The following is a 15,487-nucleotide window of genomic DNA, read 5'->3' on the forward strand; positions in this document are numbered from 1 at the left end:
GGTGCTTGAGGAACTGTTCACGCCCTCCGTCCAGCATTGGCTCGACCTCATCGGGATCTTCGTCTTCGCGATCTCCGGTGCCCTGATGGCCGTCCGTAAGAACTGGGACGTCTTCGGGATCGCCGCGCTCGCCGAGGTCACCGCGCTGGGCGGAGGCGTGTTCCGCGACCTGGTCATCGGCGCCGTGCCACCGGCCGCGTTCGTCGACCTCGGCTATTTCGTCACGCCGCTGATCGCCGCCGCGCTCGTCTTCTTCCTGCACCCGGAGGTCGAGCGCACCCAGACGGCGGTGAACGTCTTCGACGCGGCGGGCCTCGGCCTGTTCTGCGTCACGGGCACGACGAAGGCGTACGACCACGGGCTCGGGCTCACCGCGTCCGCGGCGCTCGGCCTCGCCACCGCGGTCGGCGGCGGTGTGCTGCGCGACATCATCGCCAACGAGGTGCCGTCCCTCGTGCGCTGGGACCGCGACCTGTACGCGGTGCCCGCCATGGTCGGCGCCGGGATCGTCGCCCTGTGCATCCACCTCGACGCCCTGGGCCCCATCACCAGCACCCTCGCGGCCCTCACCGCGTTCGTTCTGCGACTGCTCGCGATGCGCTACCACTGGCGGGCGCCGCGCGCGTGGAACCGCAGGTCCGCCGGGGTGGAAGTGACCGAGGAGACTCCGTAGTCAAGGGTTGATGATTGGTGCAAGCTACCGCTTAGTAATTTCCTGTTGTACGTTTCCGTGTATGGCAGACGCAGTATCCACGCAGAGTCGCCCGGCCGTCATCGGCGACAGCGAGTTCGACCGCGACACCGCCGTCACCCGGCGCGCGGGCGAACCCGGTGTCTACGACATCGACCTCTCCGCGGGCTGGACGATCATCAACGCCCTCAACGGCGGCTACCTCCTCGCCGTGCTCGGCCGCGCTCTCGCGGACGCCTTGCCGCACGACGACCCGTTCACGGTGTCGGCGCACTACCTGACCGCGTCGGCGCCGGGCCCCGCCGTGATCAGGACCGATGTGGCCCGCTCCGGTCGCACCCTCTCCACCGGCCAGGCCTCCCTGTTCCAGTACGCGGAGGACGGCAGCGAGGTCGAGCGGATCCGGGTCATCGCCGGCTACGGCGACTTGAGCTCGCTCCCCGACGACGTGCGCACGAGCGCCGAGCCGCCCGTCATGCCGCCTGCCGAACAGTGCTTCGGTGCGGGCGACGCACCCGAGGGCGCGCCGCCCGTGCCCGGCAGCTCCGCGATCTCCGACCGGCTGGACCTGAAGCTCGACCCGGCCACGCTGGGCTGGGCGCTCGGCGCGCCGTCCGGCAAGGGCGAGATGCGTGCCTGGTTCGGCCTCGCCGACGGCCGCGACATGGACCCGCTGTCGCTGCTGCTCGCGGTGGACGCGCTGCCGCCGACCGCCTTCGAGATGGGCCTCAAGGGCTGGGTACCGACGGTCGAGCTGACCGTCCACGTACGCTGCCGCCCGGCTCCGGGCCCCGTCCGGGTGTCGATCGCGACGCGCAACCTGGCCGGCGGCTTCCTGGAGGAGGACGCCGAAATCTGGGACACGCAGGACCGCCTGGTGGCCCAATCCCGCCAACTCGCCCGCGTACGCCTCGACTGACCCCATCAAGCCCCGCCGGCGATTGAGGCGCGGGGTCCGGGGCGGAGCCCCGAGTCTTCACCCCGCGGGGGCCTCACGCAGGAACTCCCCGAGCACGGCGGCGAGTTCGGCGGGCGCATCCTCCTGGACCAGATGCCCCGCGCCCGCGATCACGCACAGCTCCGCGCCGCGGATCAGCTCCACCAGCTCGTACCCCCGCGCGACCGGGATCCAGGTGTCCTCGGCACCCCAGCAGACGAGCACGGGCAGGTCCAACTCCCCGTACCGGCCCTGGATGTCGTCCGTGCCGTCGTGCGGAGCGTTCTGCGCGATCTGCCGGTAGAAGGAGTCCTTCCCGGCCTCGGTCAGCCAGGGCGCGACCACGCGCGCGTGCGTGTCCGGGTGCAGCCCGTGGTGGCTGCCGGAGGCGATGTAGCGGTGCACGAGCGCCTCGTGGAGATCGGGCGGCAGCTGCCGGAACACGTCGGAGTGGTCACCGAGCAGCCGGTACGTGGGGGAGCCCCACGGCCGGATCGCCACCGGGTCGACCAGGGCGAGGCGCGCGTACGCGGCGCCGTGCACCAGGTGTGCGCGCAGCGCGATGCAGCCGCCGAAGTCGTGGCCGATCACCGCGGGTTGCCCGTCGCCGAGGCCCCAGTGGTCGAGCAGCTCGGTCAGGATGCAGGCCTGGGCGTCGAGCGAGAGGTCCTGACCCGGACCCGTCTCCGAGACGCCGTAGCCGGGCAGGTCCCATACGTAGACGCGGTGTTGACGCGCGAGCGCACCGGCCGGCGCCCGCCACACGTACGACGAGAACGGCGTGCCGTGGACGAGGACAACGGGCGGCGCGTCCTTCGGCCCGAGTGCCGCCCAGCGGATCTCACCGGACGAGCTCGAGAAGCTTCGGTCGAGGTTCCATTCGGCTGCTGTCATGACCGTAACGCTAGTAGCTCATGACATGTCGAGCCAGTGCTTTCGGCCGACGCTCACCAGGCGCAGCTGTCGCTCGGCCCGGTCCGCGACCCGCTCGAACTCCTCGGGGTCCGTCGCGAGCAGCAGCGATGCCGTCGCCAGCATGTGGTCGACGTACAGATTCGCCAGCATCTTCAGGTCCTCCTGGCTCCACCCCGCCGCGTCGGGGTCGTGGCGGAGCGCCTCCCGCACCTCGTCCGCGAACTGCGCGAGCTGCTCGCCGATCGCCTCCCGCACCGGCTGTACGCCACCGTGCCGCTCGCGCGCGATGAAGCGGACGTGTGCGGGGTACGCGTGCACGTGACGGGTGATCAGCTCGATGGTGCGCGTGATGCGTTCGTCGCTGTTCCACGTCGCCGTCAACGCGTCGCGGATCACCGTGTGCAGACTGTCGAGCGCCTCCTCGACCAGGGCCACCCCGAGGTCGGCCGTGCTGTCGAAGTGCCGGTAGAACGCGGTCGGGGTCACGCCTACGGCGCGCGTCACCTCGCGCAGGCCGAGGCTGCTGAGGCTCTGGTCCTCCAGCAGCCCCAACGCAGCGTCCAGGAGTGCCTGTCGGGTCTTCTGTTTCTGCGCCTGTCGGGTGCCCGGGGTGTGACTCATGTCATCCAGTTAACAACTGTTCTCTGTAATGAGGAAGTCGCGCCGCGAGTTAGACTGGGCAGTCAGTGAACAGTTGTAATCCAACTTTTCGAGAGGCCTCCATGCTGTTCCTCGTAGCGGCCCTCCTGCTGCTGGGCTTCGCGCTCGGCACCGTGGCCCACGCCCCGCTGTCCATCACGCTCGTCGCGGCCGCCGTCATCGGCGTCTGGCTGGCCGTCTTCGCGGCCCGCGAGCGCCACGCGCGCCGCCGGCACCAGCACTGAACCGTCAGCAGTTCACGTTCTCAGGGGGTATCACCATGCAACTCACCGCAGAACCGCGGACGACGTCCCGGCCCCAGGCCCGTCCCACCCGACGGCGTGACGCCGACGGCATGGCCGTCGCCTCGTTCGTCCTCGGCCTGGTCGGACTGCTCGTCATGAACGTCTTCCTCGGCCCCGTCTCGATCGTCCTCGCGTCCGTCGCCCTGTGGCGCGGCACCGAGCGGCGCGGCCGCGCCTTTCTCGGCCTCGGTCTCGGCGTCGCCGACCTCGTCGTGCTCGGCGCCCTGATCGCCGCCGACGGCACGATGTCCTGGAGCATCACGGGCTGACCGTCGGGCGCGCACGGGGGCGCGCTTGGGGGCTTGCGCGGGAGCTCGTACGGGGGTCCGTGCGGGGGCTCGTAGAATCGAGCCCACCATGGCATACCTCGACCACGCCGCGACCACTCCGATGCTCCCGGAGGCGGTCGAGGTGATGACCGCCCAGCTCGCCGTCACCGGCAACGCCTCGTCCCTGCACGCCGCGGGGCGCCGCGCCCGCCGCACCGTCGAGGAGTCCCGCGAGACCCTCGCCGAGTCGCTCGGCGCCCGGCCCAGCGAGGTCGTGTTCACCGCCGGCGGCACCGAGGCCGACAACCTCGCCGTCAAGGGCCTGTACTGGGCGCGCCGCGCGGCCGATCCGGCCCGCACCCGCGTCCTCGCCAGCCCCGTCGAGCACCATGCCGTGCTCGACGCGGTGCACTGGCTCGCCGAGCATGAGGGCGCGACCGTGGAGTACCTGCCGGTCGACGCGTACGGGCGGGTGCACCCGGACGCGCTGCGGGAAGCGATCGCGCGCAACCCCGACGACCTCGCGCTCGCCACGGTCATGTGGGCCAACAACGAGATCGGCACGATCCAGCCGGTGCGTGAACTGGCCGACGTGGCAGGGGAGTTCGACATCCCGCTGCACGCCGACGCGGTGCAGGCCTACGGGCAGATCCCGGTCGACTTCGCCGCCTCCGGCCTCGCCGCGATGACCGTGTCGGGCCACAAGGTCGGCGGTCCCTACGGCATCGGCGCCCTCCTCCTCGGCCGCGAGTACACCCCCGTCCCCGTGCTGCACGGCGGCGGGCAGGAGCGGCACGTCCGCTCCGGCACCCTCGACGTCCCCGCGATCGCGGCCTTCGCCACGGCAGGCCGGATCGCGACCGAGCAGCGCGAGTGGTTCGCCCGCGAGATCGGCGCGCTCCGGGACGCCCTGGTCGCGGCGGTCCGGTCGGCCGCTCCCGAGGCGATCCTCGGCGGCGACCCGGAGCCCGGCGGCCGACTGCCCGCCAACGCCCACTTCACCTTCCCCGGCTGCGAGGGCGACTCGCTGCTGCTTCTCCTGGACGCGCAGGGCATCGAGTGCTCCACGGGCTCGGCCTGCACCGCGGGCGTGGCCCAGCCCAGCCACGTCCTGCTCGCCACCGGCACGGACCCGGACCTGGCACGCGGCACGCTCCGCTTCTCCCTCGGCCACACCACGACGAAGGCCGACGTGGAAGCGGTGGCGAAGGCGATCGGCCCCGTGGTGGAGCGGGCGAGGTCGGCGGGACTCACGTAGGGCCTGTCGCGTCCGGAAGGGGCTACGCCTTGGCGGACCCGGCCCGCTTGTACGCCGCCTTCACCAGGGGTATGTACCGGTCCCAGTCCCAGTGCGGCCCCGGATCGGTGTGGTCCGTGCCCGGCACCTCGACGTGCCCGATGATGTGCTTCCGGTCGACCGGTATGTCGTAGCGCCTGCAAATCCGGGCGGTGAGCCGGGCGGATGCTTCGTACATCTCGTCCGTGAAGTCCTCGGGCCGGTCCACGAAGCCCTCGTGCTCGATGCCGACACTGCGCTCGTTGTAGTCCTTGTTCCCGGCGTGGAACGCGACGTCCAACTCCCGGATCATCTGCGCGATGTGCCCGTCCTGCCGGACGACATAGTGGGCTGCCGCCCCGTGCCACGGATCCTTGAAGACCTTCAGCGTGCCCTGGTAGCTGCCCTGGGTGACGTGAATGATGACCCGGTCGACGGAGTAGTCGGAGGGGCGGTCCGCACGCCGCCAGTTCGCCGACGCCGCTGCCACCCACTCCGCGCCCTTGAAGTCCACCACGCCGGCCTCGCGCGGCTTGTCGACGCCCGGCATCTGCCACCACATGCGGGCGAGATCGCCGCGCGCCAGCAGCCCGACGCCCACGGCCGACGCGGCCCCGCCGATGAGCAAGGTCCGCCGGCTGACACCACGATCACGGTCCCCGCCGCGGCCCTTCCCGGACCCGGCTCCCTGCTTCCCCATAAGTCGCCCCCGTCAGTGCCGTACGAGATCCACAACGCATATCCGAGCGATTCGGTTCCCGCGGGCCCTTACCCTGTTAGTGCTATGACTTCGCAGACTCCGCAGCGCTCCGCGGGCCCCGAGCAGGCGGCCCGACCCCTCCGTGTCCTCGCCGCCATGTCCGGCGGCGTGGATTCCGCCGTCGCAGCGGCCCGCGCCGCAGAGGCGGGCCACGACGTGACAGGCGTGCATCTCGCGCTCTCGGCGAACCCCCAATCGTTCCGAACGGGAGCCCGCGGCTGCTGCACCATCGAGGACTCCCGTGACGCGCGCCGCGCGGCCGACGTCATCGGCATCCCGTTCTACGTCTGGGACCTCGCCGACCGCTTCCGTGAGGACGTGGTGGAGGACTTCATCGCGGAGTACGAGGCCGGCCGCACGCCGAACCCGTGCCTGCGCTGCAACGAGAAGATCAAGTTCGCCGCGCTCCTCGACAAGGCCCTCGCCCTCGGCTTCGACGCGGTCTGCACGGGCCACTACGCGCAGGTGATCGTCAACGACAACGGCGACCGCGAGCTGCACCGCGCCGCCGACATGGCCAAGGACCAGTCGTACGTGCTCGGAGTCCTGGACGACCGCCAGCTCGCCCACGCGATGTTCCCGCTCGGCGACACGGAGACGACCAAGGAAGAGATCCGCGCCGAGGCGGAGCGCCGCGACCTCGCGGTCGCCAAGAAGCCCGACTCCCACGACATCTGCTTCATCGCCGACGGCGACACCCAGGGCTTCCTCGCGGACCGGCTCGGCAAGGCGGAAGGCGACATCGTCGACGAGTCGGGCGACAAGCTCGGCACCCACGAGGGCGCCTTCGGCTACACCATCGGCCAGCGCAAGGGCCTGCGCATCGGCAGGCCCGCCCCCGACGGCAAGCCGCGCTACGTCCTGGACATCTCCCCGGTGGACAACACGGTGACGGTGGGCCCGGTGGAGGCCCTCGACGTCACCGCGCTCACGGCCCTCAAGCCCCGCTGGTGCGGCGCCGCCCCGACAGGACCCGGCACGTACACGGCCCAACTCCGCGCCCACGGCGGCGAGACCGAGGTCTCGGCGGAGCTGTCGGGCGGCGAACTCCAGGTCCGCTTCACGGAGGCCGTCCGCGGCGTCGCCCCCGGCCAGGCGATCGTGCTGTACGACGGCACGCGCGTGGTGGGCTCGGCGACGATCGCCACTACGGAGCGGGTCACTGCCGGGGTCTGAGCCGGGGCTTCAGCCCCGGGCCTGCATGTAGTACTGCAGTACGGCGCTCAGCTGACCGCACCACTCGGACGCCTGCGCCTTCTTCCGGGCCTGCACCGCGCACGTGTAGACGGCGCCGTCCACCATCGCCGCCGTGACGAACACCCCGGACGGCATCGGCTGGAAGTTCGCCGTCTGTACGTGCGTCCACGGCAGGTCGATGGCGTGCGGCCCCTGCTCGAAGTGCAGCCCGTCCACGTCCACGACCACGCCGTTGTGCTGGTCGGCAGCCACGAAATCCGGCCCGGCGGGCCCCGCCGGGGGAGCGGGTGGCGTGGGCGCGAACTGCGGCGGATGGGCGGGCGGCGGCGGGGCCGCGGGCGGGTGCGGCGGCGGTGCGGGCGCGAACGGCGGCGGGGGACCGCCGAACCCTCCCGCCGGAACGTCCTGCTGCCCGTCTCCGTGAGTCATGTCGCCTCACCCTCCGCCTTACGCCGTGTACCTCCTCCTCATTCGACCACGCGCGCGTGGCTACGCGGCGTCGACCTGCGTCTCGTAGAAGCACAGGTGGTCCTTGATGGCGGCCACCTCGGCCTTTGGCTCCGGATACGCCCAGACCAGGTCCCGCGCGTCGGGCAGCGACCAGTAGGAGGCGTCGCCCTTGAAGGGGCAGTGCGTAGTCGTGTTCGAGGGCGTAAGCAGATCGGTCCGTACGTCCTGTGGCGGCAGGTAGTACCGCACCGGACAGCCGGTCTCCTTCAGGACGAGCGGGCGTGCGCTCTCGGCGAGCACCTGCCCTTCGTGGACGACCCGCACGCGCTGCGAGCCCTGCTCGACGGTGATCGTGTGTCCTTGAGTCATACGTGTGTCAGCGCTCACAGTGGGCGAGTTCTTCCCGGCGGCACCGGACCGTACGGTAGATGGCATGAACATCTGCGTCTTCCTCTCCGCCGCCGACCTCGACGAGCGCTACACGCGACCTGCCCGTGAATTCGCCGAGCTGCTCGGCAAGGGCGGGCACACGCTGGTGTGGGGCGGTTCGGAGAGCGGGCTCATGAAGGTCGTCGCCGACGGAGTGGCGCAGGCCGGCGGGCGGCTCACCGGCGTGTCCGTGGACTTCCTCGCGGCGAAGGCGCGCGTCGTCGCCGAGCCCGACCAGATGGTGATCGCGGGGGACCTCGCGGAGCGCAAGGCGCTGCTCCTGGAGAAGTCCGACGCCGTCGTGGTCATGGTGGGTGGCACCGGCACGCTCGACGAGGCCACCGAGATCCTCGAGCTGAAGAAGCACGGCAGGACCGACAAGCCGATCGTGCTGCTCAACTCCGCGGGCTTCTACGACGGCCTGAAGGAGCAGTTCCGGCGCATGGAGGACGAGGGTTTCCTCCCGATCCCCCTCACTGACCTCGTGTTCTTCGCCGAGGAGCCGGTCGGGGCGATGGCCTACCTGGAGGAGTCGCAGGGCGTCGAGTAGTGCGAGCATGGCGGGCATGGCTACACATGTGATCACCGGCGCCGGTTCCGGAATCGGCGCCGCCGTCGCCCGCCGACTCCACGAGCGCGGCGACGAAATCTACCTCCACGCGCGCGACGCGGGCCGCGCCAAGGAGCTCGCCGCCGAGTTCCCCGGCGCGAGCACGCTCGTCGGCGACCTCGCGGACCCGGACAAGCTGTCCTGGGCCTTCTCGCACCAGACGCTGCCCGACCGGGTCGACTCGCTGCTGCACATCGCCGGCGTCGTCGACCTGGGCAAGGTCGGGGAGCTCACCCCGAAGTCGTGGCGCAACCAGCTCAACGTCAATCTCGTCGCCCCGGCCGAGCTGACCCGCCACTTCCTGCCCCAACTCCGCGTCGCCCAGGGCCACGTGGTCTTCGTGAACTCGGGCTCCGGCCTCAACGCCCACGCGGGCTGGTCCGCGTACGGCGCCTCCAAGCACGGCCTGAAGGGCCTCGCGGACGCGCTGCGCGAGGAGGAGCACGGCAACGGCGTGCGCGTCACCTCCGTCTACCCGGGCCGCACCGCGAGCGCCATGCAGGCCAAGGTGCACCAGCAGGAGGGCAAGGAGTACGACCCGGAGCGCTGGATCGACCCCGAGTCGATCGCCACGACGATCCTCATGGCGATCGACCTGCCGCGTGACGCCGAGGTCAACGACCTGACGGTGCGCCCCGGCCGCTGACGTCGCCGCACTGCCGGCCACGGTCGTTACGTACCCTTCCGGGGTGAGCGCTGCATTCTCCCGGGGGGCGACCCCCGGACCCCCAGCCGACAAGCATGTCGGCCAGAGCGACCGGGATCGTCATCGCGTGGAAAACGTCAGTGAACAGAGCGACTTCAAGTGGGGGCCGGCCACGGGCGTCGGTTCGATGCCCGGTGGCGATGCCCGTGAGGCCGCCAAGACCGTGACCGGCAGTTTCGAGGGCCCGGAGCAGGGGATGCCGTTCCTCGCCGAGCTGCCCGCGCGCGGACCGGGCGCCGACATGATCGGCCGTACGGCCGGGATGCTGGTCGACCTCTACGCACGCGTGGAGCCGAGCGGCTGGCGGATCGGCGACCGGCCGGGCCGGGACACCAAGCGCGCGAGGTCCTGGCTCGGCGAGGACCTCGACGCGCTCGAGGAATTCACGCAGGGGTACGAGGGGCCGCTGAAGGTTCAGGCGGTCGGGCCGTGGACCCTCGCCGCCGCACTGGAGTTGAGGAACGGGCAGGCCGCGCTCTCCGACCTCGGCGCGTGCCGCGACCTCGCCGCGTCCCTGGCCGAGGGGCTGCGGGAGCACCTCGCCGAGGTCCGCCGCCGGGTGCCCGGCGCCCGGTTGGCGCTGCAGCTCGACGAGCCCTCCCTCATCTCCGTGCTGCGCGGCCAGGTCAGGACCGCCAGCGAGTACCGCACGCACCGCGCCGTCGACCGCCAGCTCGTCGAGAGCACGCTGCGGGACGTCTTCGCCGTGCTCGGGGACGGGGCGCGCCTCGTGCACTCCTGCGCCCCCGACGTGCCGTTCGCCCTCCTGCGCCGGGCCGGCGTGGACGCGGTCTCCTTCGACTTCTCGCTGCTCACCGAGCGTGACGACGAGGTGATCGGCGAGTCCGTCGAGGCCGGCCTGCGACTCGTCGCCGGTGTCGTGCCGGGCGTGGACGGCCCATTGTCAGACCCTGCCGGTAGCGTCATGGGTGTCAGGACGCTGTGGCGCAGGCTGGGGCTGAATCCGGGTTCTCTCGCGGACTCGGTGGTGCTCACGCCGTCGTGCGGACTCGCGGGTGCGTCGCCCGCATACGCCCGCGCGGCACTCGCGCACTGCGTCCGGGCGGCGAGATCACTCGCGGACAACCCTGAGTGACCGTGGACGTAGGCGAACGGGAGGACGAGACGGTGGCTGACGAACTGCAGAGCGAGGGCACGGTGCCCGCCAAGGCGAGGGACGAGCACGCCCAGCTGGCGGAGCAGATCGAGGAGCACCGCTTCCGGTACTACGTGAACGATGCCCCGGTCGTCTCCGACGCCGAGTTCGACAAGCTTCTGCGCTCCCTGGAGGCGCTGGAGGAGAAGTACACCGAACTGCGCACGCCGGACTCGCCGACCCAGAAGGTCGCGGGCCAGTACGAGACGGAATTCACGTCCGTAGAGCACCGCGAGCGCATGCTCTCGCTCGACAACGCCTTCGACGACGAGGAGTTGGCGGCCTGGGCCGACCGCGTCGCCAAGGACGTGGGCGCGCCCGGCTACCACTTCCTGTGCGAGCTGAAGATCGACGGCCTCGCAGTGAACCTGACGTACGAGGACGGGCGGCTCACGCGCGCGGCCACCCGCGGGGACGGCCGCGTTGGCGAGGACATCACGTCCAACGTCCGCACGATCACGGAGATCCCGAACCGCCTGAAGGGCGACAACATCCCGCCGCTCGTCGAGATCCGCGGCGAGGTCTTCTTCCCCATGGACAAGTTCGAGGAGCTGAACGCCAGGCTCGTCGAGGCCGGCGACAAGCCCTTCGCCAACCCCCGTAACGCGGCGGCGGGTTCGCTGCGCCAGAAGGACCCGCGCGTCACGGCCACGCGCCCGCTGCACATGGTGGTGCACGGCATCGGCGCCCGCGAGGGCTTCGACATCGACCGCCTCTCGGGCGCCTACGACCTGCTGCGCGAATGGGGCCTGCCGACCACCAAGTACAGCAAGGTGGTCGAAGACCTCGAAGGCGTACGGAAGTTCATCGCGTACTACGGGGAGAACCGCCACTCCGTGGATCACGAGATCGACGGCGCGGTCATCAAGCTCGACGAGATCCGCCTGCAGGGCCGCCTCGGCTCCACGGCGCGCGCCCCGCGCTGGGCCATCGCCTGGAAGTTCCCGCCCGAAGAGGTCAACACCAAACTGATCAACATCCGCGTGGGCGTGGGCCGCACGGGCCGCGTGACGCCGTACGCGCAGGTGGAGCCGGTCACCGTGGCGGGCTCCGAGGTCGAGTTCGCGACACTGCACAACCAGGAGATCGTCAAGAAGAAGGGCGTGTTCATCGGGGACACCGTCGTCATCCGCAAGGCCGGTGACGTCATCCCCGAGATCCTCGGCCCGGTCGCCGACCTGCGGGACGGCAGCGAGTACGAGTTCGTGATGCCCGCCGAGTGCCCCGAGTGCGGCACCCCGCTGCGGGCCATGAAGGAGGGCGACATCGACCTCCGGTGCCCCAACGCCCGCACGTGCCCTGCCCAATTGCGCGAGCGCCTCTTCTACCTGGGCGGCCGGCAGAGCCTGGACATCGAGAACTTCGGATACGTCGCCGCCGCCGCGCTCACCGGACCGCTCGAGCCCGCGCAGCCGCCGCTCACGGACGAGGGCGACCTGTTCGGTCTCACGATGGACCAGCTCCTGCCCATCAAGGCGTACGTCCTCGACCAGGACAGCGGACTGCCCAAGCGCGATCCGAAGACGGGCGAGGAGAAGATCGCGGACATCTTCGCCACGAAGGCGGGAGAGCCGCGCAAGAACGCGGTCTCGATGCTGGAGCACATCGAGGCGGCGAAGAGCCGCCCGCTGGCCCGGGTCATCAACGGCCTGTCGATCCGTCACGTGGGCCCGGTCGCCGCAGAGGCGCTCGCGCGCGAGTTCCGCTCCATCGACCGCATCGACCAGGCCACCGAGGAGGAGCTCGCCGCCACGGACGGCGTGGGCGGGATCATCGCCACCTCCGTGAAGCAGTGGTTCGCCGAGGACTGGCATCGGGAGATTCTGCGGAAGTGGCGTGAGGCCGGTGTGCGGATGGAGGAGGAGGGGGCCGGTGAGGACGAGGGGCCGCGGCCTCTCGAAGGGCTCACCGTGGTGGTCACCGGGACGCTGCAGGACTTCACGCGGGATGGCGCGAAAGAGGCCCTGCAGACCAGAGGTGCCAAGGTCACGGGTTCCGTTTCCAAGAAGACGTCCTTCGTGGTCGTGGGGGACAACCCCGGTTCCAAGTACGACAAGGCCATGCAGGTCAAGGTTCCGGTGCTGGACGAGGAAGGCTTCGTCGTCCTCCTGGAACAAGGGCCTGAGGCCGCCGCCGACGTGGCCCTTCCCGCGGAGCAGGAGGCCGCCGAGTAGCGGTCGCAGGTCACTCGATCGGCGCATACCAGACGCAGCGGGAAAGCCAGGGCCTATTCGGGCAACCGTGCCCGGGCGCGTCCGTCTAGTGCCCGTGGAAGCCTTCTGCGGCCTACTGTTGAGGTGTGCGCCTGCCGAGTCCTGCTGCGGATGGGGCGAATCCTCGCTCACTGGAGCGAGGAGAGCGGGCAGCGGACGCAGGCACCGCCGGCAGTGAGAGGGACGGGAATGGAACCGACCGAGAGCGCCGCCCCGGACTCACGCCTGCGCCCACGTCGACGTGCGCGGCGCGGTACGCCGCCGCGCCCCGACGGCGGCGGCGACGGGACCGACGGCAGTGCGAGCGGTCACGGGGAGAGCGAGCGCGGTGGTCTGGTGAACTGGCGCACATGGTGGCGTGCGGCGGGATTCGGTATCGACGGGATGGGCGGGGCCTCGGCCCCTGACGTCCCCGGGCCCGAAGCGGCCGACCGCAAAGGGCTGTTGAAGCGCGGGGCGGAGGATCGCCCCGCGGGCAGCGGCAGTTCGAGCGACGCCCACACCGCGCCCGGCCCGCAGGCGCCCGCTCCAATGCGACCCGGAGGCACCGACGAGCAGCCCCTGCGCAGCCTGCCGGCCCGCATCCGGAACGCCGGAGGCGCGCCCGACGTGCGCATATCCGGCAGCCCGGCGACAGGTGGCGGGGAGCCCAACGACCGCACGTCCGGCGCGCGGCCACAGGGCGGCGCCAACGCCTCGACCGGTGACCGTACGCGCGACGGCCGGGGCCTGCCCGGGCGGGCCCCGGGCCCGATGCCCGGGACCGTCCCCGCGGGAGGCTGGGTCGGGGCGGCGACCCCCGCGCGCAATCAGCTCGCGGGCCAGGGGGAGACCTCGCGGGCCGCACTCCTACCGCTGCTGCCCGGCATGGTGGTGGCGCTCGCCGCCGTGGTGCTCGGCGGCGGGTTCACCTGGTCGATCCGGCAGGGGCACGCGCTCTTCCCGTCCGGCACGGTCGGCTGGTGTCTGGCGATCCTGACCGGGGTCATCGTCGGCCACCTCGTCGCGCTCGGCCGCGACCGCTGGTGGGGCGGCGCCGGATCCGGCGCCGCCCTCACCCTCGCCGTGCTGCTCCTGTACGGCTGGGTGCCCGCGGGCATGGTCAGCCTCACCGTCGTCGTCCTCGTCGGCATCGCCCGCAGACACTGCTGGCGCCAGGGCCTGTTGCACGGGGCGATCGACATCCTCGGCATCGGCGCGGGCGCCCTCGTCCTCGCCGCGTTCGGCCGCGCACCGTCCGTCGAGACGCCGTGGAGGCCGGAGAGCTGGAGCTTCTCCACTGTGCCCGAGGTGGTCCTCGCGGCCCTCGCGTATCTGCTGATCACCCGCACCCTGCTCTGGTACGTGCATGCGCCGCCGAACTCGGGGATGCCGACCGTCGCCCGTACCGCGCTCGTGCGGCACGGTCTGATCGCCGTCGCGCTGCTCGGGATCGCGCCGTTGATCTGCGTCGTCGCCGTCGCCCTGCCGGTGCTGCTGCCGCTGTTCGCGATCCCGTTGATCGCGCTCGACTCCACGCTGTGGATCGCGCGGGCCCGCGCCGAGGAGCAGCTGCGTGACCATCTCACCGGGCTGCCGAACCGGCAGTGGCTGCTCGAGCGCACCTGGACCGCGCTCGACGACGCCGAGCGGATCGGGGTGCGCAGCGCGCTGATGCTGATCGACCTCGACCGGTTCCGCTCGGTGAACGACACGCTCGGCCATCTCGCCGGTGACCGGCTCCTGTTGCAGATCGCGGATCGGCTGAGAGGGGCGCTGCCGCGCGGTGCGGAGGTCGCGCGGCTCGGCGGCGACGAGTTCGCGGTGCTGCTGCCCGTCGCCGACTCCACGACGTCCGCGACGCGGGTGGCCCGCAACCTCGTGGCGACCCTCGGCTCGCCCCTCGACCTGGACGGGCTGACGCTCGTACTGGAGGCGAGCGCGGGACTCGCCGTCTTCCCCGACCACGCGCTGGACGCGGAGGGGCTGCTGCGCCGGGCCGACGTCGCGATGTACCAGGCCAAGCGGGACCGCACGGGCGTCGAGGTCTACGAGTCGAAGCGGGACTCCAACACGCCCGACCGGCTCGGCCTGTTGGGCGACCTGCGGCGCGCGCTCGACGCGGGCGAGGTGGAGCTGCACTACCAGCCGAAGGTCCGGTTCGACGGGCACGTCGCGGGCCTGGAGGCGCTCGTACGGTGGGTGCACCCGGAGCGCGGAAAGGTGCCGCCGGACGAGTTCATCGCCATCGCCGAGTCGTCCGGGCTCATGCCGCATCTGACCGAGTACGTCCTGGAGACGGCGCTCGGACAGGTCGCGCGCTGGCGTGCGCAGGGGTTGTACGTGCCGGTCGCGGTGAATGTGTCGCCGCGTGACGTGCACACGCCCGGCTTCGCGGGAGCGGTCGCCGCGCGGCTCGCTCGGCACGGGGTCCCGGCCGGATCCTTGCAGCTGGAGATCACGGAGCACGTACTCCTGGAGGACCCGCAGCGGGCGGCCGACACCCTGGCGGGGCTCACCGGGCACGGCGTGAAGATGTCGCTCGACGACTTCGGCACCGGGTACTCGTCCCTCGTGCACCTGCGGCGGCTCCCGGTCAGCGAGCTGAAGATCGACCGGTCCTTCGTGGCCCGGCTCGCGGTGGACACCGAGGACGCGGAGATCGTCCGCTGCACCGTCGACCTGGCGCACTCGCTCGGCCTGCTGGTCGTCGCCGAGGGCGTCGAGGACGACGAGACGTGGGAGCGGCTGCGGGACCTGGGCTGCGACGCGGTGCAGGGCTGGCTGGTCGCCGCCGCGATGCCGCCCGACGAGACGACGGCCTGGCTCCGCGCCCGCGGCGACCGCGGCTGGCGCCCACCGGCGGCCCTCCCCGCGGCCCAGTCGGACGACCGGGGCGGCCCTCTCGCCTGACGGTGCGGTGCGCCGTCGGCGGTGCAGGGTGCGCCCCGGGCG

The 15,487-nt window shown here is 71.6% G+C and carries 16 protein-coding genes; 11 read left to right on the forward strand and 5 right to left on the reverse strand.

The features are described 5' to 3' along the window. The first annotated feature begins 1 nt into the window (after window position 1). Entirely contained in the window at window positions 2-673 is a 672-nt protein-coding gene (locus tag ABT004_RS13595; RefSeq protein ID WP_351335370.1) for a trimeric intracellular cation channel family protein, read from the forward strand. Window positions 674-734: 61 nt separating this feature from the next. Continuing rightward, a complete protein-coding gene (locus tag ABT004_RS13600) occupies window positions 735-1,610 on the forward strand; it encodes a thioesterase family protein (RefSeq protein WP_351335372.1) in 876 nt (291 codons plus the stop codon). 57 nt (window positions 1,611-1,667) lie between these two features. Here the strand turns inward: ABT004_RS13600 and ABT004_RS13605 are convergent, their stop codons facing one another. Continuing rightward, window positions 1,668-2,522 carry an alpha/beta fold hydrolase gene (locus ABT004_RS13605; RefSeq protein WP_351335373.1) on the reverse strand — a complete coding sequence of 285 codons (855 nt, stop codon included), beginning with the start codon at window positions 2,520-2,522 and terminating at the stop codon, window positions 1,668-1,670. 18 nt (window positions 2,523-2,540) lie between these two features. Then, window positions 2,541-3,164, reverse strand: a complete 624-nt coding sequence (locus tag ABT004_RS13610; RefSeq protein WP_351335376.1) for a TetR family transcriptional regulator — start codon at window positions 3,162-3,164, stop codon at window positions 2,541-2,543. Between the two features lie 101 nt (window positions 3,165-3,265). On the opposite strand from ABT004_RS13610, the gene ABT004_RS13615 reads away from it, so the two are divergent. From ABT004_RS13615 to ABT004_RS13625, 3 genes are all read left to right on the forward strand, one after another. Next, window positions 3,266-3,427: a hypothetical protein gene (locus ABT004_RS13615; RefSeq protein ID WP_351335379.1), complete on the forward strand. Its 162-nt coding sequence runs from the start codon at window positions 3,266-3,268 to the stop codon at window positions 3,425-3,427. A gap of 35 nt (window positions 3,428-3,462) precedes the next feature. Beyond that, window positions 3,463-3,756, forward strand: coding sequence for a hypothetical protein (locus ABT004_RS13620; RefSeq protein ID WP_351335382.1), 294 nt, complete (start codon window positions 3,463-3,465; stop codon window positions 3,754-3,756). Between the two features lie 88 nt (window positions 3,757-3,844). After that, window positions 3,845-5,014 carry a cysteine desulfurase family protein gene (locus tag ABT004_RS13625; protein ID WP_351335385.1) on the forward strand — a complete coding sequence of 390 codons (1,170 nt, stop codon included), beginning with the start codon at window positions 3,845-3,847 and terminating at the stop codon, window positions 5,012-5,014. A gap of 22 nt (window positions 5,015-5,036) precedes the next feature. Here the strand turns inward: ABT004_RS13625 and ABT004_RS13630 are convergent, their stop codons facing one another. Continuing rightward, complete coding sequence (locus ABT004_RS13630) at window positions 5,037-5,732, reverse strand: N-acetylmuramoyl-L-alanine amidase (protein ID WP_351335388.1); 696 nt, start codon at window positions 5,730-5,732, stop codon at window positions 5,037-5,039. A gap of 84 nt (window positions 5,733-5,816) precedes the next feature. Here ABT004_RS13630 and mnmA point away from each other — a divergent pair, with 84 nt between their 5' ends. Beyond that, window positions 5,817-6,968, forward strand: coding sequence for a tRNA 2-thiouridine(34) synthase MnmA (mnmA, locus tag ABT004_RS13635; RefSeq protein WP_351335390.1), 1,152 nt, complete (start codon window positions 5,817-5,819; stop codon window positions 6,966-6,968). A 9-nt stretch (window positions 6,969-6,977) separates the two neighbouring features. Here mnmA and ABT004_RS13640 read toward each other — a convergent pair whose 3' ends face one another. After that, the gene (locus ABT004_RS13640) at window positions 6,978-7,418 is read right to left on the reverse strand and encodes a hypothetical protein (RefSeq protein WP_351335392.1); all 441 of its coding nucleotides are present in this window, start codon (window positions 7,416-7,418) and stop codon (window positions 6,978-6,980) included. A gap of 60 nt (window positions 7,419-7,478) precedes the next feature. Continuing rightward, window positions 7,479-7,808, reverse strand: a complete 330-nt coding sequence (locus ABT004_RS13645; protein ID WP_351335394.1) for a DUF427 domain-containing protein — start codon at window positions 7,806-7,808, stop codon at window positions 7,479-7,481. Between the two features lie 64 nt (window positions 7,809-7,872). On the opposite strand from ABT004_RS13645, the gene ABT004_RS13650 reads away from it, so the two are divergent. The 5 genes from ABT004_RS13650 to ABT004_RS13670 all read left to right on the forward strand — a co-directional run bounded on the left by ABT004_RS13650 (window position 7,873) and on the right by ABT004_RS13670 (window position 15,445). After that, window positions 7,873-8,418 (forward strand): LOG family protein, encoded by a 546-nt coding sequence (locus tag ABT004_RS13650; RefSeq protein WP_351335397.1) that lies wholly within the window; start codon window positions 7,873-7,875, stop codon window positions 8,416-8,418. 16 nt (window positions 8,419-8,434) lie between these two features. Continuing rightward, window positions 8,435-9,124, forward strand: coding sequence for an SDR family oxidoreductase (locus tag ABT004_RS13655; RefSeq protein ID WP_351335400.1), 690 nt, complete (start codon window positions 8,435-8,437; stop codon window positions 9,122-9,124). Between the two features lie 127 nt (window positions 9,125-9,251). Further along, window positions 9,252-10,280 carry a methionine synthase gene (locus ABT004_RS13660; protein WP_351335403.1) on the forward strand — a complete coding sequence of 343 codons (1,029 nt, stop codon included), beginning with the start codon at window positions 9,252-9,254 and terminating at the stop codon, window positions 10,278-10,280. 2 nt (window positions 10,281-10,282) lie between these two features. Continuing rightward, window positions 10,283-12,514, forward strand: coding sequence for an NAD-dependent DNA ligase LigA (gene ligA, locus ABT004_RS13665; protein WP_451188181.1), 2,232 nt, complete (start codon window positions 10,283-10,285; stop codon window positions 12,512-12,514). Window positions 12,515-12,742: 228 nt separating this feature from the next. After that, on the forward strand, window positions 12,743-15,445 hold the full coding sequence (locus ABT004_RS13670) for a putative bifunctional diguanylate cyclase/phosphodiesterase (protein ID WP_351335405.1): 2,703 nt from the start codon (window positions 12,743-12,745) through the stop codon (window positions 15,443-15,445). Window positions 15,446-15,487 lie beyond the last annotated feature (42 nt).

This window comes from Streptomyces sp. NPDC002790, from assembly GCF_040295505.1.
Taxonomy (GTDB): Bacteria; Actinomycetota; Actinomycetes; order Streptomycetales; family Streptomycetaceae; genus Streptomyces.